The organism is Moraxella sp. ZY210820 (genome assembly GCF_030674635.1).
Taxonomy (GTDB): Bacteria; Pseudomonadota; Gammaproteobacteria; order Pseudomonadales; family Moraxellaceae; genus Acinetobacter.
Genome location: NZ_CP089978.1, coordinates 2,024,267 through 2,046,274, shown reverse-complemented (window position 1 = coordinate 2,046,274; position 22,008 = coordinate 2,024,267). Strand labels below are relative to the sequence as shown.

Here is a 22,008-nt window from a genome sequence, read left to right as displayed (position 1 = left end):
ATCGGTCTTTTTTATATTTTATAGTGAAATGAATTTATTTTTTATTCCTTAAGGCTCTTAAGATTATGCTTCTCTGTTAATTGTTGAATTTGCTGTTTTATGTCAGTTATTTTTGCTTGAGTAGCATATTGTCCTGCTTGTATTATTTCATTGCGTGCTTTAATATCAAAAACGTGTTTTTTATCTTTAATATCTGGTTGAATCACAATATCAGCATGATTTAATTCCTGTTTAGCTAAATGATATTGCATAATATTAATATTCTGGTTAAATAATCCCCACATATTATTTGTATTTGTATAATGTGGCTGAGCTAAAATATCTACCGCAATGACCATATCAGCTCCTAAATCTTTTGCTACTTTTACGGAAACAGGACTAACTAAACCACCATCAACATATTCATATTGTCCAATTTTAACAGGTGCAAACATGGTTGGAATGCTAATGGAAGCCTGAACGGCTTTACCTGCATCGCCATAGTTAAATATGGTTTGTTCTCCATTATCCAATCGTGTTGCTACAACGTAAACAGGTATTTTTAACTCTTCTAATTTTTGTTGTTGGATATGTTTATTCACAAAATTAGCGATTTTATCTCCATCAAAGACGCTTTGCATACCAATGTCAAATTCACGAATGTCATTAACTTTGAGTTGCTCCGCAATTTCATATAGGGCTTGTGCTGATTGCTTGCCAGAATACAATACGCCTGCTAAACTACCTGCACTTGTTCCTACAATGAAGTCAGGTTTAATGCCTTGTTGCTCAAGCACTTGTAATACACCTATATGAGCATAACCCCTTGCTCCGCCACTTCCTAAAACTAGGGCAATTACAGGGCGAGTTTGCTGATTTTGTTCAGCATTCATTGTAATCATTTGCTTAGGTTCATTGATAGATAAATTGGGTTGAGATGTGCTACAAGCAGTTAAACTAACAGATAATATTACACAATAATATAATTTTTTCAATAACATAACAGTTCTAAATCATGGGTTAAATTACTATAAACTATCAATTTTACATAGGGAATAGCATTTTTGCCTAAAATAGCACATCAAATGAATAATATAAAGACGAAAACCATTCGCCCTTATATTACATTTTTAAAAATATTAATGTGCCTGCTCCCAATTTTGTCCTTGCCCAACTTCAACTTCTAACGGTACATTGAGTGTGTACACATTTTCCATTAACTGTTTAATTTGTTGAGCAACTTCATCAGCATATTCTTGTTTCACTTCAAAAACCAGTTCATCGTGGACTTGTAACAGTAGGCGAGCATGTGCGGGATTAAGCTGTTGTTCTACCGCAATCATCGCCAATTTAATAATATCAGCCGCACTGCCTTGTAATGGTGCGTTAATTGCGGCACGTTCTGCTGATTTACGCACCATCATATTTTGTGCATGAATATCTGGTGTATATAAACGTCTGCCTAAGATGGTTTCTACAAAACCTTGTTCACTCGCCAGTTGTCGTGTACGTTGCATATAATCATAAATTGCTGGATAACGCTGAAAATATTGCTTAATATAATTTTGCGATTCTTCTCGTGTAAACCCGAGCTGACGAATTAAACCAAATTCTGACATACCGTATAATAAACCAAAATTTACTGCTTTGGCTTGTCGGCGTTGGTCGCTGGTAACTTCATCAAGTGGAATATTTAATACTTCCGATGCAGTACGGCGGTGAATATCTTGTCCTTGATTAAACGCATCAACTAAGGCTTCATCTTGTGAAAAATGAGCCATTAAACGTAATTCAATTTGTGAATAATCCGCCGCCAATAATACATGACCTTCAGGTGCAATAAAGGCTTGACGAATTTGTCGTCCAATCTCATCACGAATTGGAATATTTTGTAAATTTGGGTCGCTTGATGATAATCGCCCAGTTGCTGTAACCGCTTGATGATAATTGGTATGCACACGTTTACTGCTTTGCATACGTTCTTTTAAACCATCAGTATAAGTGCTTTTTAATTTGGTTAAGCTACGATAGTTTAAAATTGGTTCAATAATCGGATGGTCTATTTTTTCTAAAATACTTTCACTGGTACTATATTGACCTGTAGCAGTTTTTTTACCACCTTTTAATTGCAATTTTTCAAATAATATTTCACCCACTTGTTTTGGCGAGCCGATATTGAATGCTTCACCTGCAATTTCATGAGCTTGTTGTTCAAGTTGTTGAATATGTTTACTAAATTCATCACTTAAATCACCAAGAAAACTATCATTGAGTAAAATACCACGTTCTTCCATGTGCATTAAAATGTTTGAGGTTGGTATTTCAACCTGTAATAATATATTTAATAATTCAGGAGATTCAGCCAGTTTTTCTGATAAAACTTGATATAAACGATAAGTAACATCAACATCTTCACAGGCATAGCGGCTTGCAATATCAATCTCAATTTGATTAAAGGTTTTTTGTTTTGCCCCTTTACCTGCAATATCTTCAAATGATGTGGTGATATAGCCTAAATATAAACGTGCTACATCATCCATATTATGTCGTGTTGCCACACTATTTAAGACATACGATGCAAGCATAGTATCAAAATAGCAACCATTTAAATCAATATCATAACGTTTAAAAATATGTTGGTCATATTTTAAATGATGTCCGATTTTTTTAATCTTTGCATTTTCTAAATAGGGTTTTAATTGCTGTAAAATATCATCACGATTGAGTTGTTGTGGTGCGTTTGGATAATCATGAGCAAGTGGAATATAATAACAATCTTGACCATCAAATGTTAAAGAAATACCGACCAATTCTGCCTTTAAATAATCCAAAGCAGTGGTTTCTGTATCAATCGTGATATATTCCGTTGTAGCAATTTTATTGAGAATATCATTAAATTCATCTTGTTTAAAAATGGTATGATATTTCGTTGATGTTTGCTGTTTTTCAGCAGTAGCATTCTCATTTGCTATGATATTTGGTGCTGTTTTACTTTGAGTTGGATTATCTTGATATTTTGGATTGTCAGGATTATTAGGATGATTGAGTGATTTTAAATCATTTCTAAATTCAAGTTCAGTATATAAACGTTGTAATTCATTGACATTCGGTGCAGATAATTTTAAATCATGCCAATCTAATTCTAAGGGTAAATCACAAATAATGGTCGCTAATTGATGGTCAAGTTTAATTTGCTCTAAACTATTGGCGATATTTTCACCAATTTTCCCTTTAATATTAGACGCATTGGCAATAATATTTTCTAAATTATCATATTGATTGAGTAGTTTTGCTGCAGTTTTTCCACCCACACCGGCAACACCAGCGATACCATCAACAGCATCGCCCATTAAGGTTAAATAATCAACAATTTGCTCAGGTCGTACACCGAATTTTTCAATCACGCCTGCAATATCCATGGTTTTTTCTTTAAAGCTATCTTCTAACGTAACCTGTTCACAGACCAGTTGTGCCATGTCTTTGTCGCCTGTAGAAATCAGCACTTGCATACCTTCAGCAACGGCTCGTTTGGTTAGTGTACCAATAATATCATCGGCTTCTGCTCCAACCAATTTGAATAATGGAATGCCTAGTGCTTGAATTAACGCATGAAGATAGGGAATTTGCTCTGCCAATTCATCTGGCATACTAGGTCGATTGCCTTTGTATTCTGGTGATAACACGTGGCGAAAGGTTGGTTCAGGTGTATCAAAAATCACCGCCATGTGCGTAGGCTGTACACGTTTGATGAGTTTTTGAATGGCGTTAATTGCACCACGCACCGCATTGGTATGTAGTCCTGCTGATGTCATTAACGGCGGTAAAGCATGAAAGGCACGAAATAAAAAATATGAACCATCAACTAAAACAAAAGGGGGCATCATCGTTCTCAATATACATTTAAATTGCTTTATTGTACCTTATTTTTAGTCTAAAAATCTTGTCAAATATTAAATTTTGTACAGGTAAGTTACAATTAGCCGTTATGAAAAATCAATCATTTATTATAAGTTGAGAATAGTGTTCTAGACCCAATTTTCTAATTTTAGGTAAGATATACGTTTGAATTCTGCTGTATTATTGGTAACTAAAGTTAAATCTTTACTAATAGCATGGCTAGCAATGAGCATATCAAGTGGTCCAATGGTTTTTCCTTGACTTTCTAAATGATGTCTGATGTGAGCATAATGCCACATTTCTTGTTCAGAAAAAGGCAAAATAGTTAAGGGCGATAAAAATTTTTCTAAAGCGATTTTATTACGCTTAGAGCCTGATTTTTCAACACCAAAAGCTAACTCTGCTACACTAATACTTGAAATTGTGATGTCATGAATAGAATGTAGAGCAAAACGTTCCAGTACTTGAGTAGGTTTTTGATTAATGATATAGATGCAAATATTAGTATCTAACATATATTTCATTTTACAAAATCTCGAATTTGTTCACCTTGTTCGCTTCGCTCAAGTTTAAAACCTTCTTCAAACTCATTAAGTGCATCAAACATAGTTTGCCATGTTGGTTTAGACTGGAGTTTTTGCCATTGTTGATAGCGTTCAAACTCTGCAAAATCCATAAGTACAGTTGGAGCTTGACCTGTAGCAGTTAAAATAATAGGATTGTGTTGATGATGTACACAAGATAATGCGTTAATTAAAGCAGGGCTTGGGTCTGATACATGAATTGTTTGCATGATAATTTACTCCTAAACCATAAATTTGATTTAAATATCTTATCATATTCAAATATGCTAAACAATTCATTTGAACAGCACTTATATACTGTACTTGACCCGCTTTAATTGTTGCTAGATGTATTATATAGTAAAACAACTTATTTTCTGATACGAAACCGTTCGCCTTGAGTTTGTCGAAAGGTAACGGTTTCCTATGGTTCCTTGCGAAACGATGTTTCTCATCACCACGAACGGAAACCGTAGCATTTTTAACGTTGTTTTACTATAACATCAACTCCATTTTCAACTCATTATAAACCATTGATTTTGTGTACGAGCAAATCACATTTGCCCAATAAATACGATATTCATATAGGGCGAATATGATTCGCCCCTACGAGTTTCTACTAAATTTTTAACTTCTTTTGTTGTATTCTACAACTTTTCCCCTCTAAAACTGACACAAAATGTCATATTCCGATTAAAATGCTCAACATAGGTAAAAAAGCACATATTTCTTTTACAAAAAAAAACAAGTGAAGTGATATTTTTTGTATTTTATTAAACTTAAGTTATTGAAAAATATATTAAATATTATTGTATTATGCTATTAAAATAGTTACAAAAATATGGACTAAATATGGTTGGTAACGTGAAATATCTCACAAAATATTGTATAATGATAGTGAAATTCTATCTAAAAGTAGAATATGTGTAACGTTACAATTGAGCAGATAAGATTTAACTTGAAAATAAATATTAAATTGAAATCTTGCCGAATAACATAATTGTTGCGTTATATATGTTTTTTAGTTTCTTAGGAAATTCTATATGAATAAAGTCTTTAAAGTCGTGTGGTGTGAAGCCACAGGTTCTTGGGTTGCGGTTTCAGAAATTGCAAAAGCTCAGGGCAAAACAAAGTCAAAAACAAATAAACTTGCAAAAGCTGGTCTAGCAGTAATGGGCTTGGCAAGTGCTGTGGTAGGTATGGAGGCACAAGCAGCGGCAGTCATTACTACAAGTCAAACAGGGCTTGCGATTGGTGTGAATGGTACTGGTGGTGCTGGTGCTGTAACTAATGCTACTTCTCAGATCGCGATTGGTGCTAGAGCTAATGCTTCATCAGGCGGTAAATCTATTGCTATTGGTAGTGTAAATGGTACTGAAACACCTACAACAGCTTCAGGTAATTTTGCGATTGCTGTAGGTAGTGGTGCGCAAGCTGTTGGTTTGGGTGATGTTGTTATCGGTGCTGATAGTAAAGTTCATAAACTAACTGCCAATCCATTGGGTGGTTCACAGCAATGGTATGCACCTGACAAAACAAGTCCAATTAATGGTGTAATGCCATCAGTTGTATTGGGTTATAACGCAACATCAGCTGGTTTTAGTGGCGATGTAATGATTGGTGCACATGCAACGAATAACTTTAGTGCGGTGATGTTACTTAACCAAAATCAACCAGATGGACCAAGAAGAACAATTGGTCAAAGTACTGGTGTTGGTTCACGTGCATTTGTTTTAGGTGATCAGGCGACAGCATTGGGTGCGGATTCAACAGCCTTAGGACATTCTGCTATTGCGATTGGTGGTGATGACTATACAACAGCTGCTCCTGTTTTAAATACACGTATTGGTGCATTGTTGGGCACTACGCAAATGACCGATGAAACGGTTAAAGATGCATTAGAAGCACGTTTTAGAGCTGCCAATGGCGGTCAGTTGAATGGATTTGCAAATACGTCACTGAACTTATTAAGTACACGTGCAATGGAAGGGACAATTCCAACAGGTACATTCACTACAACTGTGCATGCGGAAGCAGGAAATGTTTCTCAAAAGAATGGTTATGCATTTTTGCGTACAGCAGCGGGTGGTGAAGCATCTATTGCGATGGGTACTTCGACACAAACATCGGGTGCAGGTGCGGTTGCGATTGGTCTGAATGCTTTAGCGTATGATGATGCAGCTATTTCTCAGGGTGTACACTCACGTGCACGTGGTTTATCTAGTATTGCAGTTGGTACATCAGCAGATGCGGTAGGAAATCTGTCTAATGCGATTGGTTTTGATGCACATGCTGTTGGTACTAATGCTTCAGCACTAGGTAGTAATTCACATGCAGTGGGTAATAATACTATTGCTATTGGTAGTGATGCGACTGCTGGTGGTGGTTATGTAGCTAAAACAGCAAATGCTGTTGTTCAATCTGATTTAAATAGATTGAAAACAGTCTACGCTCAAGTTTCGCAGATGGGGCAATTTTCAGCTTCTAATGTAACACCTAGGTTTGTAGCGGCATTGAGAGATGATAGTACATCGGATTATTTAGGTCAAACAAAAGAAGAATATGTACAATATTTAGCAAGTATAGCAGCAAAAGCGACAGGTGCTACTGATGCTGAAAGAGTGGCAAATGCAAAAGCATTGGTTGCTGCACAAATTGATAAAGATATTGTAGGTGGTATGTTTGCATCTAAAAATGTTGCGGATCAACATGCTATTTCTATTGGTACAAATGCTACTTCGGGTGTTTTGGGGTCAATCACGATTGGTGCGAATAGTCATTTGAAAACACCTGTTGGTGCTACAAATGTTACTGTTGGTGCAGTACAAAATGGTAATACTCCATTTGTGTTAGTTGGTTATAACACAAGTTCTCAATCACGCTTTGGTGATACGATTGTGGGTGCTTGGGCAAGATCTGAAAATCCTAACTTTGAAATTAATCAAGCAACAGTAGTTGGTAATCGTGCGATTGTCTATGGTGATCAAGGTGTAGCTTTAGGTGCAGATACTCGTGCTTTGGGTAATTCATCAGTTGCGATTGGTGGTGATGATTTAGATAGAGCTGCGGGTAAATTAGCAAAATTACTTGGTGTAACTGTAAGTAGTGAAACTAGTCCAACAGCACAAGATATTACTAATGTAACCCAGCAATATGAAACATTCCGTGCAAATTTATCAGCTGGTTTACAGGATTATATCCAGGATAAGTTTCCTGATGATTATAGTGTTGAAAATTTACGTGGTCGTCAATATCCAAATACAGCAGCGATTGGCGATGTTTCTTTAGCGATTGGTACAGGTTCACAAACTTTAGATGCAGCTGCTAATGCGATTGGTGCAAATGCATTAGCAAAAGGTTTATCTTCAACGGCAGTAGGTACTTTAGCACGTGCATGGAATGAATCTACAATTGCAATGGGTACACGAGCAAATGCTTCAGGTGTAAATGCTACAGCGATTGGTCGTTTGGCAACAGCTAAACAATTATCGGATATTGCTATCGGAACAGGTGCTAATGCACAATCAACAAATGGTGAACGAACTTCTTCTAATCAGTTGCCTGCAACGGGTGCAGTTGCTATTGGTAAAAATGCTAGTGCTACTGGTAGTACAGGTCATGTTAATCGTGGTAATCCTATTAATACAGTGATTGCTACAGGTACGGCACTTGGTTCAGTAAATAATGAGCAATATTCTACTGGTGTGGCTATTGGTACTAATGCTTCAACACACTCAGGCGTATCTATTGGTGATGGTGCAGCTAGTACGCAAGGTGGATTGTCTGTTGTTATTGGACCGTTAGCACGTTCAGAAAATACATCAAGTGTTGTGATAGGTGCAGCGGCACAATCTAAAGGAAATACGGGTGTTGCTATTGGTCGTCAATCAGTTGTAAATTCAAGTCATGGTATTGCTATTGGTAACACTGTTGTATCAGATGGTAAAGGTGCGATGGCAATGGGTCATTCTGCCAATGCGACAGGTTATCGTGCAATAGCATTTGGTTCGACTGATATTGAGCGTGCAAAGGGGGTAGAGTTAGCAGGGCTTATTACTTCACAAGCTGATTCTATACACCAACCAGATGCTCAGTCTAAAGCAGCAGCACAAGATGCGATAGCATTTGGTTCAGGTACAAAAGCGTTACATAATTCAACTATTGCAATGGGGGCTTTTGCAAAAGCTGATGCAAACCGTGCGATTGCGATTGGTGGTATTATTCAAGATGATTTAAATGTTCTTGTTGAAGATGGTAAAACGCATAATATTACAGCGGCAACCGCAGAAAATGCAATTGCGATTGGTACACAAAGTGCAAAAGGTACTCGTGGTACAAAAGCAACAGGACAATATTCAGTTGCAATGGGTACAGATGCTTTAGCAAGTGGTGAAAATGCAACAGCAATCGGTCGTGATGCGACTGCTTCAGGTAAAAACTCGATTTCTGTAGGTGTAGGTAACCAAGTATCTGGTGAAAATTCTGGTGCATTTGGTGATCCATCTATTGTTGCTGGTACAAACTCATATTCATTGGGTAATAACAATATTATTGCCAATAATACTGATAATGCGATTTCTATCGGTGGTCAAAACAACATTGGTAATACAGCAGGTACAACTACCCGTACAAATGGTGTGGTTAATACTAGTGTTGCTGTAACAAATGCAGCTCAAGGTGCTAACCGTTCAATGGTTATTGGTTTTAACAATACGGTAAGTGCTGATGATGTAATGGTATTGGGTAACAATGTTAATGTTACTAATGCCGCAGATAAAAAATACAACGGCTCTGTGATTTTAGGTCAAAATGCAAGTGTTACTGGTTCACATGATATTGCAAATGTAACAGAGGCAACTGTAAATGGTATTACTTATGGTTCGTTTGCAGGTAAAGTTGCTGATACAGGTCGTTTTGTAAGCGTTGGTGCTAAAGGTGATGAACGTAAAATCATCAACTTAGCAGCGGGTAATATTTCTGCAACGTCTACAGAAGCAATTAACGGTTCACAACTTTACGCCGTGATTGATAAAATGCCTGTAGTATCAACCGTTTCAAATGAAGACGGTAAGATTAAAAATGACGCTCCAACAAATCCAAATGCGGTAGCGACAACATCTTCTGTAGCAACAGCTGTAAATAATTCATTCTGGACATTGCAAAATCATTCTGCTGAAGTTGGTAAAGTCAATCCAGGTGATGTTGTAAACTTTGAATCTAGCGATAAGACAGTTACGATTACTGCTACACCTGAAAATCAAGGTGTAAGTAAGTTAGACTTTAAAGTTAATGTTGATGGTTCAACAATTAAAATTGGTAATGATGGTAAATTGTATGCAGTCATTCCTCCTGCAACAGCACCTACAAGCATACCAAATACTTACTTCCACGTAAATGGTGCTGAAAGTGTTGATGGTGGAGATTCAGCGACTAACTCAGGTCCAATTAATGCAAAAGCAGGTGCTACGGGTACAAATAGCTTGGCAGCAGGGGTTAATGCAACTGCAACAGCAGCGAATGCAGTTTCTGTTGGTCGAGACACCAAAGCATCTGGTAATAGTTCAGTAGCAGTTGGTTTAAATGCAAATGCAACAAATACTAATGCGGTAGCAGTGGGTGTACGTGCCAATGCTTCTGGTAATGTAGCAGTTGCGATTGGTGAAAACGCAACAGCAAGCAATGAAAAATCGATTGCAATTGGTGGCGCTTCTAAGAGTGGTGGTGACAAATCTATTGCTATTGGTGACCAAGCAAATGCTACAAATACACATTCATTTGCAATGGGTGGTAACTCATTATCAACAGGTACAAATGCAGTTGCTGTAGGTAGTAATACTAAAGCGACAGGTAATTTTACTGTTGCCTTAGGTAATGCTGCTAATGCTTCAGTACACCGTGCTACAGCAATTGGTGTAGAATCTAAAGCTAGTGGTACAAATAGTACTGCAGTTGGTTCAGCAGCCAATGCTACTGCAACAAATGCGATTGCTTTAGGTAATAATGCTCAAGCAACAGCAGGGCATACGATTGCCACAGGTGTAAATGCAACTGCAGGCGGTGTAAGTGCGATTGCTACAGGTAATGGTGCGATTGCAAATGGTGCTAACTCTATTGCTACAGGCTTTAATGCAACAACAAGCACAAGTACAAATGCGGTAGCAATTGGTCGAGAAGCAACTGTTGGCGAAAACATGGGTGGTGCTGTAGCAGTAGGTGCGAAATCTGTAGCAAGTATGGGAACAGTTGTAACTGAAGCAACAGTTGGACCTCATACTTATACTGGTTTTGCAGGTACTAACTTAAAATATGATGCGTCTAATTCAGCAGACCCTAATAGTATGGTATTCTCTGTAGGTTCTGCAGGTAATGAACGTCAAATTCAAAATGTAGCAGCAGGTCGTATCACAGAGACTTCTACAGATGCAATCAATGGTTCACAGCTTTATGCAGTAGCGAAATCTATTCCTGTATTAAAGGCAGGTGATAACATCACTTTAGACACTGTAAATGGTGTAACAACTATTAAGGCAACTGATACCAATACACAAGCGACAGTAACTGCAGGTAAAGGTGTTGAAGTTGCATTAGGTACGCCAAATAGTAATAATGGTACTGCGAACTATACAGTATCAGCAAAAGTTGACGGTACATCAATTACGACAAATAATGATGGTGCATTAACAGTTGTGAATACGACTTTAACGCCAAATCCTGATACTGGTGCGATTGATACACCAACAGAAGGCGACAAGTTAGTCAATGCGACGACTGTTGCGAATGCGATTAACAAAAGTGGTTGGACAACAAGCACTACAGATAATCCATCAGAAAAAGTTGTGATTAATCCTGGCGATGCTGTAAACTATGTAAATGGTAACGGTACAACAGCGAATGTCATTAAAAATAATGATGGTGGTGTAAACGTTAGCTATAACATTAATACATCAACTGTAGCACAAAATCCTACCAATACACCTGCTCCGAATACTGTTACAATCACTGAAGGTGGTAAAGCAGCTGCACCAACAACAAATGGTGATAACAGCTTCTTAACGACGAATAGTGTAGTTGATTTGGTCAACAACGTATCATGGACAGCAAAACAAGGTGCAAGTGTTGATACGAATGAAGACACATCAGGTAAAGCGACAGACAGTCAAATTAGTGCAGGCGATAACGTAACATTTATCGCAGGTAAGAATATGGCGTTGCAAAAAGATGGTGAAAAATTCATCTATGCAACAAAAGATGATGTAGAATTTAAATCTATCAAAGCAGGTGATGATGTTCAGAATAAACCAATTACAATTGGTACAACTGATGGCAAGAATGTTATTGGTGGTTTAGATACAACAATCCAAGCACCAACGACCACTCCTACTACAGCAAAACCTACAACAGGTTTAAATAATGCAGCGACTTTAGGTGATGTATTAAATGCTGGTTGGAACTTAAAAGAAAATGGTACAGCAAAAGATGTTGTAACTCCGTATGATACTGTTGATTTTGTTAATAGTTCAAATACTGTTGTAAATATTTCTACTGCTAATGGTGTTTCAACTGTTAAAGTAGATGTTAAAGTAGATGGTACAACTGTTACGAATACACCAGAAGGTTTAACAGTTGCAAATACAACATTAAACAATGACCCTGCTAAACCAGTTCAAGTGCCTACAGGTGGCGAAGAGAAGAAATTCGTTAATGCAGGCGACTTAGCAAATACATTAAACAAATTAGGCTTTAATGTAGAAGCAGGTAAAACTGGTACAGGTACAAATAGCGGTACCGCACCTGCAAATACACCTGTTGTAACTGGCGAGACTGTTAAATTTATCGCTGGCGATAATATTGATATTGCACAAAATGGCAAAGACTTTACAATTTCTGCAAAAGTAAATACTTTACCACCATCAAATACAACTTTAACAGTAAACGATGGCAAAGTGGCAAGTCCTACTCCAGCAGATGAAGGTAATAAGTTAGTCAATGCAACAACTGTTGCCAATGCAATTAATGAAAGCGGTTGGACAACGACTAATACAGATGGTTCAACATCAGTTATTAATCCAGGTGATAAAGTAAATTACACAAATGGTACTGGTACAACAGCAAATGTTGTAACAAATGGTAATACTACAACAGTTAAGTTTGATGTAAATACAGCAAAAGAGCCAACAGTTAATCCAAATGGTACAGTAGCTACTCCTGCAGGTACAGACGGTTCTAACTTTGTAAATGCAACAACATTAGCGAATACTGTAAATAATGTTTCACATAACATTACCATTGGCTCGACTACAGATAAGTTTACAGACCAAGCTGGTAAGAGTGATTCAAAAGTTAAAGCTGGCGATACAATTACTTTAGTATCAGGTCAAAACTTAATTGCGAAACAAGATGGTAATAACATCACATTTGCAACGGCTGAAAATGTAACATTCAACAATGTGAATACAACGACATTAACAGTTGGTGATGTAAACAAACCTGCAGATGCAAGCAACCCAGTTGTAAACATCAAGACAGAAGCTGCAAAACCTGCGACTAACAATGCTGAACAACCTACAAGTGCGTTGAACATTACAAGTGCAGATGGTAAGCCGACACAAATTACAGGTGTAGGCTCTAGTTTAGATAAAGCTCCTGTAACAACAAATACAGGTACTCAAGGCACGACTCCGGGTACTGCAGGTACAACTGATCTTGTAAACTTAGGTTCACCTACCACAGTAAATCCAAACGCTGTAGCAACAGTTGGCGATTTACAAAACATGGGTTGGGTATTATCAGCTCCTGCTAACGGTTATGTTCAAGCGGTTAAAAATGCTCAACAAGTAAACTTTGTTGGTGAAGGTGCAACTGTTACAGGTGCAAACAATGGTACTGCTTACGAAATTAAAGTTGCAGTAAACAAAACTGGTGTAACAGTTCCTACAGGTACAGCTCCAGTAGCAACGCCTACAGATGCAAACAATGTAACGGTTAATAATGGTAAAGCACAAGCTCCAACAACTCCAGCTAAAGCAAACGATAGTTTCTTAACAGCAGGTGATGTTGTAAACTTAGTGAACAATGTTGGTTGGACAACTACCAATACTAATGGCGATAAAGTTGTTGTAAATCCAGGTGATACGGTTAATTACGAAAGTGGTAACGGTACAACAGCAAATGTTGTAACAAATGGTAATACTACAACAGTTAAGTTTGATGTAAATACAGCAAAAGAGCCAACAGTTAATCCAAATGGTACAGTAGCTACTCCTGCAGGTACAGACGGTTCTAACTTTGTAAATGCAACAACATTAGCGAATACTGTAAATAATGTTTCACATAACATTACCATTGGCTCGACTACAGATAAGTTTACAGACCAAGCTGGTAAGAGTGATTCAAAAGTTAAAGCTGGCGATACAATTACTTTAGTATCAGGTCAAAACTTAATTGCGAAACAAGATGGTAATAACATCACATTTGCAACGGCTGAAAATGTAACATTCAACAATGTGAATACAACGACATTAACAGTTGGTGATGTAAACAAACCTGCAGATGCAAGCAACCCAGTTGTAAACATCAAGACAGAAGCAGCAAAACCTGCGACTAACAATGCTGAACAACCTACAAGTGCGTTGAACATTACAAGTGCAGATGGTAAACCGACACAAATTACAGGTGTAGGTTCTAGCTTGAATACAACAACTGTAAATACTAACCCTACAGGTATTTCACCTGTAACAAACACAGTCCCATCAACATTAGTTGATTTGAAAAATGCAACGAATCCTAATGCTGTAGCAACAGTGGGCGACTTACAAAATATGGGTTGGGTGGTAAGCACACAAACTGGTGAGTACAAAGACACTGTTAAGAACGCAAATGAAGTTAAATTCATTGGTACAGGTGCTGCGACAGTAACAGGTGTAACGAACACAACAAGTGGTATTCGTGAAATCACAATTGATGTTAAGACACCAGAAGCTGCTCAATTGCCAGTTGTTTATACAACGAAAGCAGGTGAACCTGTCGTTAAAGCGAAAGATGGTAACTTCTACAAGCCAAATGAAGTTGATTCAGATGGTAATGTAATTACACCAACAGGTGGTACAGCTCCAACGCCAACTAAACCAGCAGACGTAATTGCGTCAATGAATAATGGCGATAACAGCACAACAGCACCAACAACGTTGGCAAATGTTAAAGGTAACTTAGCACCGACTTACAACAAAGATGGTTTGACTGAAGATTCTGCTAAGAAATTAACAGATGATAAAGCACCTACAGCTACTACAAATGCTACAGCACCTACAGGCGAAGACTTGAAGAAAGTTTATAACAACGCTGCAACAGTAGGCGATGTGTTAAATGCAGGCTTCAATGTACAAGAGAATGGTGTAGCGAAAGACTTCGTTAAAGCGTATGACACAGTAGGTTTTGTAAACGGTACAGGTACAACAGCGAATGTAAGTGTAAATGCTGATGGTTCAGTAGCGAATGTTACATTTAATGTAAACAAAGCTGGTGTAACTACTGCACCTACAAATACATCTGATGCAAACAATGTAACTGTAAATAATGCAGGTAAAGTAATTGCTCCGACTAATACAACAGTAGCAGGTAATACATTCTTAACAGCAGGTGATGTTGCGACTGTTATTAACAACAGCGGTTGGACAACGAAGAATACTGACGGTACAACATCAGTAATCAATCCTGGCGATGCTGTAAACTATGAAAATGGTAAGGGTACAACAGCCAAGGTTGAAACTAAAGATGGTGTAACCACTGTTAAGTACGATGTGAATACAGCCCAAGCTCCGACTATTAATCCAAATGGTACAGTAGCTACTCCTACTGATGGCGGTAACTTTGTAAATGCAACAACATTAGCAAATACCATCAACAATGTAAGTTGGAATGTAACAGCGTTTGGTACAAATGCAACTGGTGCGAAAGAAGAGCAAGTTAAAGCTGGCGAAGTGGTAACATTTGAAGCTGGTAAGAACATGACATTGACTCAACAAGGTCAAAACTTCACTTACGCAACAGCAGACAATGTAACATTTAACAATGTGAATACGACTACATTGTCAGTGGGTAGTCCAACGGATGCATCTAAACCTGTTGTGAACTTTACAACAGAAGCTGCGAAACCTGCGAGCAATAACCCTACAACAAATGCACCTACAAGTGCATTGAACATTACAAGTGCAGATGGTAAGCCGACACAAATTACAGGTGTGGGTTCAAGCTTGAACAAGCAAGATGTAAATACTAATCCATTTACAGGCGGTGCAAGCACTCCAAGCACAGCGACTTTAGTGAACTTAACAGAACCAAGCGTAAATCCAAATGCAGTAGCAACTGTAGGCGATTTACAAAATATGGGTTGGGTAGTTAGTGCTTCAAATGGTTACTCAGATGCGGTTAAGAATGCAAATGAAGTTAAATTTGTGGCAGGTAATGGTATTACTGTAACTGGTGAAACCAAAGATAATGTTCGTGAAATTAAAATTGAAACGAATGCTCAAAGTTTAACGAACAACAGCCAATTACCAGTTGTTTATACATTAGCAGATGGTACGAAGGTTTATCCGCATCCAACAGAAGCAGGTAAATTTAATACTAAGGTAGATGGTACAGGTGATGATGTAGCACCAGATACTGTCATTGCGTCAATGAACAGTGCAGGTAACAATACAACAGCACCAACAACGTTGGCAAATGTTAAAGGTAACTTAGCGCCGACTTACAACAAAGATGGTTTGACTGAAGATTCTGCTAAGAAATTAACAGATGATAAAGCACCTACAGCTACTACAAATGCTACAGCACCTACAGGCGAAGACTTGAAGAAAGTTTATAACAACGCTGCAACAGTAGGCGATGTGTTAAATGCAGGTTTCAATGTACAAGAGAATGGTGTAGCGAAAGACTTCGTTAAAGCGTATGACACAGTAGGTTTTGTAAACGGTACAGGTACAACAGCGAATGTAAGTGTAAATGCTGATGGTTCAGTAGCGAATGTTACATTTAATGTAAACAAAGCTGGTGTAACTACTGCACCTACAGATACATCTGATGCAAACAATGTAACTGTAAATAATGCAGGTAAAGTAATTGCTCCGACTAATACAACAGTAGCAGGTAATACATTCTTAACGGCAGGCGATGTTGCGACTGTTATTAACAACAGCGGTTGGACAACGAAGAATACTGACGGTACAACATCAGTAATCAATCCTGGCGATGCTGTAAACTATGAAAATGGTAACGGTACAACAGCTAAGGTTGAAACTAAAGATGGTGTAACCACTGTTAAGTACGATGTGAATACAGCCCAAGCTCCGACTATTAATCCAAATGGTACAGTAGCTACTCCTACTGATGGCGGTAACTTTGTAAATGCAACAACATTAGCAAATACCATCAACAATGTAAGTTGGAATGTAACAGCGTTTGGTACAAATGCAACTGGTGCGAAAGAAGAGCAAGTTAAAGCTGGCGAAGTGGTAACATTTGAAGCTGGTAAGAACATGACATTGACTCAAAACGGTCAAAACTTCACTTACGCAACAGCAGATAATGTAACATTTAACAATGTGAATACGACTACATTGTCAGTGGGTAGTCCAACGGATGCGACAAAACCTGTTGTGAACTTTACAACAGAAGCTGCGAAACCTGCGACTAATAACCCTACAACAAATGCACCTACAAGTGCGTTGAACATTACAAGTGCAGATGGTAAGCCGACACAAATTACAGGTGTGGGTTCAAGCTTGAATATAACAACTGTTGCGACTAATCCAGATGCGAATCCAACGACAGCTCCAGTAGATGCTAAGTTTGTTAATTTGGGTAATACAACGAATCCATTAACTGATACAGTACTCAACAGCGTAGCGACAGTACGTGATTTACAAAATATGGGTTGGGTAGTTAGTGCTTCAAATGGTTACTCAGATGCGGTTAAGAACGCAAATGAAGTTAAATTCATTGGTGGTACAGGTATTACTGTAAAAGGTGAGACCAAAGGTGATATTCGTGAAATCGTGATTGAAACGAATGCTCAAGGTTTAACAAACAACAGCCAATTACCAGTTGTTTATACATTAGCAGATGGTACGAAGGTTTATAAGAATCCTAACCCAACTGCAACTGATGGTTCAGATGCGTTTACAACTAATCCAGATGGTACAGGCGATAAGCATAAAGCTGGTGATGTAATTGCGTCAATGAACAGTGCGGGTAACAATACAACAGCACCAACAACGTTGGCAAATGTTAAAGGTAACTTAGCACCGACTTACAACAAAGATGGTTTGACTGAAGATTCTGCTAAGAAATTAACAGATGATAAAGCACCTACAGCTACTACAAATGCTACAGCACCTACAGGCGAAGACTTGAAGAAAGTTTATAACAATGCTGCGACAGTAGGCGATGTGTTAAATGCCGGCTTCAATGTACAAGAGAATGGCGTAGCGAAAGACTTCGTTAAAGCGTATGACACAGTAGGTTTTGTAAACGGTACAGGTACAACAGCGAATGTAAGTGTAAATGCTGATGGTTCAGTAGCGAACGTTACATTTAATGTAAACAAAGCTGGTGTAAACACTGTTCCTACAAATACAGCTGATACAGACAATGTAACAGTAAATACTAAAGGTCAAGCAGTAGCACCAACAGACGCTAATAAAGCAGACAATTCATTCTTGACTGCAGGCGATGTTGTAGATGTTGTAAACAACACAGGTTGGACAACAAAGAATACAGATGGTACAACGACAGTTGTTAAACCAGGTCATGCAGTAAACTTCGTAGATGGTAATGGTATCACTGCAGATGTAACAACTACAGGTGATGCGACTACCGTTAAGTTTAACTTGAATACGGGTTCAATCGGTACAAATGGTGGTATTGCTGCAAATACAACAAACGGTATTGCAACAACAGCAGATGTAGTGAATGCGATTAATAATTCTGGTTGGAAAGCGGTTGCAAATAACGGTGCTAACCCTGAATTAATCAATCCGGGTGAAACTGTAAGTTTTAACAATGGTACAAACATTGTTGTAACGCAAACAGGTAACAACTTTACATTTGCAACAACTAAAGACATTGGTGTAGAAGGTAACTTAACTGTTGCTGGTAACACAACTTTAGGTAATGTAACTGTTAAACTAAATTCAAATGTGAATATGGGGAATAATACAGTTGCTGGCGTGAAGTCTAACTTAGTTGATGTAACACCTACAACTAATGCACAACCTACAGCGAATACACCTGCTAACCAAGCTGTGAACAAAAACAATGCAGCAACTGTTGGCGATGTGTTAAATGCTGGTTGGAACTTACAAGGTAATGGTCAAGCTGTTGATACAGTGGTACATAACGATACTGTAAACTTCGAAGATGGTCGTGGTTCTAATGTAGTGGTTGCGAAAGACCCTACAACTGGTGCGAACAGCATTAAAGTGAACACAGCAGTTGGTTATGTAACGAATACTGGTACAGAAACAACGACACCAACTAATACTGTAAAATTATTCGGTGGCGATGAGAACAATCCAGTACAAGTAACCAATGTAGCAAGTGGTGTGCGTAATCCAGATGGCTCTATGCCAGCGAACCGTACACAAGCAATTCAAAATGCAACAGGCGATACATTAAATAACGCTGCGAATATTGGTGATTTACAAGCGTTACAAATGAATGTAACCAATGTTCATAATAATTTTGTGAACAATATTACCCAAATTATTGGTAATCCTGAAATCATTAAAACTTATGATGCAGCAGGTAATACTGAGAAACACACTATTAGTATTGTTACAGCAATTAACAATATGAACAAAGAGGGTATCCGTTTCTTCCATACCAACAGTGAAGAAAAAGCTGATGGTACAAACATTAAGAAGAATGCGGTAGACTCTAGTGCAAGTGGTACACATGCAACTGCGATTGGTTATCAAGCGAGTGCAAGTGGTAATCAGACTGTAGCATTGGGTAACAGTATTGCGAAAGAAGGTACACCAGTATTAGCAAGTACAGATCGATCTAAGATTGAGATTGTAGATGAGAATATTAATGGTACTGATAACAAAGCAGGTATTAACACTGTCTACACTAATACTGAAACTGGTGACGTGTATAAAGCACAAATCACTCGTGCAGATGGTGATAGTGCAATTGCAATTGGTACAGGCTCTCAAGCACTTGGTAACAAAACGATTGCAGTTGGTTATGGTAACGTTGTAACAGGTAATAACTCTGGTGCATTTGGTGACCCTAACTACATTAGTGGTAATGAGAGCTATGCAGTGGGTAATAACAATAACATTACAACGACTAATACACATGTAGTAGGTAATAATGTTAAGGTTACTGCTGATAACTCTGTTGCTTTAGGTAATAACGCTTCTATTACGGCAGGTAATGCTGTTGGTACTGTTGCTAAGAAAACTGATGGTACAAATGGTAATACAACAACTGCGGGTACAACAGGTAAAGTTGAAACAGCAACAGTGCGTGGTGTAACTTATGGTGGCTTTGCTGGTGCGACTTCAACAGGTGCAGTATCTGTAGGTGCTTCTGGTGCTGAACGCCGTATCCAAAACGTAGCTGCGGGTGAAGTCTCAGCAACTTCTACTGATGCGATTAACGGTAGCCAATTATATGCGGTTGCTGGTGCTGTAAGTAATATCGCAGGCGATATCAATAACTTGAACAAACGTTTAGGTGATGTAGCAGATAATGCTTATGGTGGTGTCGCACAAGCGATTGCAACTGCAGGTTTACCACAAGCATACTTACCAGGTAAGAGCTTAGTAGCAGTAGGTGCAGGTCACTATAAGGGTGAAACTGGTTATGCAGTGAGCTTCTCTAGCATTAGTGATGGCGGTAACTGGATCTTCAAAGGTACAGGTAGCGGTAGTTCACAAGGTAATGTAGGTGGTTCTGTTGCAATCGGTTATCAGTGGTAATCAGCAACTGAATTGAACAAAGCAAGTTACTTCTCACTAGGGAAGTAACTTGTGAATTCAACTTCAATTTAGGAATTTAAAATGAAATTTAAAACAGCAATGTTAAAACTTGCAGCAGTTGCGAGCTTGGCAGCAGCAGTAAGTGCTTGTACAACGCCATCTTCTGTTTCACAACAAGGTACAACAGATAAACCTGTATGGCCAAAATGGGATTCTGTAACATTTGATAATAGTCGTGGTACATTCCCAACGCCAGAAGCGTTACGTCAAATTAAATCAGGTGTAACCAAAGACCAACTTTATCAATTAATTGGTCGTCCACATTATGATGAAGTATGGCGTCCACGTGAATGGAACTATTTATTTCATTTCCATACACCGGGTGTAGGAACTGATGGTGTAACAACTTGTCAATTCAAAATCTTATTTGATGATAAAAAATTTGCACGCAGTTTCTATTGGAACCCAATTGATCCAATCGATGCAGCTTGTCCAGCAGTATTGATGAAAGTTCCAGAAAATCCAACACCAGTTGTTGTGCCTGCAACGCCAGTAACCCCTGCGAAAGCATATGGTTTACAGCGTTATACTTTAAGTGCTGATGCGTTATTTAAATTTGATAAATATCGTGTCGAAGATATGAACCCTAAAGGTCGTGCAGAGTTAGATGAATTAGCTGAGAAGTTAAAATCATTTGACCAGTTAAATGGTGTATTGGTTGTAGGTCATACTGACTTATTAGGTACAGATGAATACAACATGGTATTATCTCGTAACCGTGCAGATACAGTAAGCCGTTACTTAATTCAACGTGGTGTACCAACAGGTATTTTACGTTCTTATGGTGCGGGTGAGCGTGAGCCTGTGAAACACTGTGAAAATCATGGTAATCGTGAAGAATATATTAAGTGTTTACATCCAAACCGTCGTGTAGAAGTAACAGTTGATGGTTCAGGTGTATTATTGAATGATACTAAGACAGAACATCTTGAAATTCAGCAAGTACCTGCAGTGTTACCAGTGCAACAGCAGTTGCCACCACCAATGCAACAACAATAAGCGATTGATGATGATTAATCATTATTAAAAGCTAAAAATAAAATCTCTTAGTGCTAAAATGCTAAGAGATTTTTTATTGGGAATAAGATAATAAAAAACCTAATTGCATTTAACAATTAGGTTTTTGATATTTATGATAGAGCGATTAAAATTCACTACCAATAATGCTATCAAGGCTATTTTCAAGCAAAACTTTATCAAGGCTCTTACTTTGATAATCTTGATATTCTTTTTCACGTTGCTGTAGATATTCTTTACTAATATGACCGACTGCTATTTCACGCAAAGCTACTACAGTTGGCTTATCATCGTCCCACTCTACTGTTGGGTCAATATTATGACGTGCCAACTGACGAGCACGTTTGCTAGCTAATAAAATTAATTCAAAACGATTATCAACGTGATCTAAACAATCTTCAACAGTTACACGAGCCATAATGATATACCTAATATGATAAATCTCAATAAACCTATAGTATAAAAGGCTTTAATTCGAGATACAAGCCTTTTATATAAAATGATAA

Annotated in this window: 7 protein-coding genes; 2 read left to right on the top strand and 5 right to left on the bottom strand. The window is 38.0% G+C overall.

Annotation, left to right across the window (positions count from 1 at the left end):
* Window positions 1-41 precede the first annotated feature (41 nt).
* From LU301_RS10150 to LU301_RS10135, 4 genes are all read right to left on the bottom strand, one after another.
* Entirely contained in the window at window positions 42-980 is a 939-nt protein-coding gene (locus tag LU301_RS10150) for a patatin-like phospholipase family protein (RefSeq protein WP_305270462.1), read from the bottom strand.
* A 138-nt stretch (window positions 981-1,118) separates the two neighbouring features.
* Window positions 1,119-3,860, bottom strand: a complete 2,742-nt coding sequence (gene polA, locus LU301_RS10145; protein ID WP_305274063.1) for a DNA polymerase I — start codon at window positions 3,858-3,860, stop codon at window positions 1,119-1,121.
* 144 nt (window positions 3,861-4,004) lie between these two features.
* The gene (gene vapC, locus LU301_RS10140; protein WP_305270461.1) at window positions 4,005-4,391 is read right to left on the bottom strand and encodes a type II toxin-antitoxin system tRNA(fMet)-specific endonuclease VapC; all 387 of its coding nucleotides are present in this window, start codon (window positions 4,389-4,391) and stop codon (window positions 4,005-4,007) included.
* Between the two features lie 5 nt (window positions 4,392-4,396).
* Entirely contained in the window at window positions 4,397-4,669 is a 273-nt protein-coding gene (locus LU301_RS10135; RefSeq protein ID WP_305270460.1) for a type II toxin-antitoxin system Phd/YefM family antitoxin, read from the bottom strand.
* A gap of 813 nt (window positions 4,670-5,482) precedes the next feature.
* Between LU301_RS10135 and LU301_RS10130 the strand changes: the two genes are divergently transcribed.
* Window positions 5,483-20,425 carry an ESPR-type extended signal peptide-containing protein gene (locus tag LU301_RS10130; RefSeq protein ID WP_305270459.1) on the top strand — a complete coding sequence of 4,981 codons (14,943 nt, stop codon included), beginning with the start codon at window positions 5,483-5,485 and terminating at the stop codon, window positions 20,423-20,425.
* An 81-nt stretch (window positions 20,426-20,506) separates the two neighbouring features.
* Window positions 20,507-21,484, top strand: a complete 978-nt coding sequence (locus tag LU301_RS10125; protein ID WP_305270458.1) for an OmpA family protein — start codon at window positions 20,507-20,509, stop codon at window positions 21,482-21,484.
* Between the two features lie 145 nt (window positions 21,485-21,629).
* Here the strand turns inward: LU301_RS10125 and rpoZ are convergent, their stop codons facing one another.
* On the bottom strand, window positions 21,630-21,920 hold the full coding sequence (gene rpoZ, locus LU301_RS10120; RefSeq protein ID WP_305270457.1) for a DNA-directed RNA polymerase subunit omega: 291 nt from the start codon (window positions 21,918-21,920) through the stop codon (window positions 21,630-21,632).
* Window positions 21,921-22,008: the final 88 nt, after the last annotated feature.

What these genes read in the sequence shown, in the direction of transcription:
- rpoZ (WP_305270457.1), bottom strand. Translation starts at nt 21,920, where the DNA reads ATGGCTCGTGTAACTGTTGAAGATTGTTTAGATCACGTTGATAATCGT.
- LU301_RS10125 (WP_305270458.1), top strand. Translation starts at nt 20,507, where the DNA reads ATGAAATTTAAAACAGCAATGTTAAAACTTGCAGCAGTTGCGAGCTTG.
- LU301_RS10130 (WP_305270459.1), top strand. Translation starts at nt 5,483, where the DNA reads ATGAATAAAGTCTTTAAAGTCGTGTGGTGTGAAGCCACAGGTTCTTGG.
- vapC (WP_305270461.1), bottom strand. Translation starts at nt 4,391, where the DNA reads ATGTTAGATACTAATATTTGCATCTATATCATTAATCAAAAACCTACT.
- LU301_RS10135 (WP_305270460.1), bottom strand. Translation starts at nt 4,669, where the DNA reads ATGCAAACAATTCATGTATCAGACCCAAGCCCTGCTTTAATTAACGCA.
- polA (WP_305274063.1), bottom strand. Translation starts at nt 3,860, where the DNA reads ATGCCCCCTTTTGTTTTAGTTGATGGTTCATATTTTTTATTTCGTGCC.
- LU301_RS10150 (WP_305270462.1), bottom strand. Translation starts at nt 980, where the DNA reads ATGTTATTGAAAAAATTATATTATTGTGTAATATTATCTGTTAGTTTA.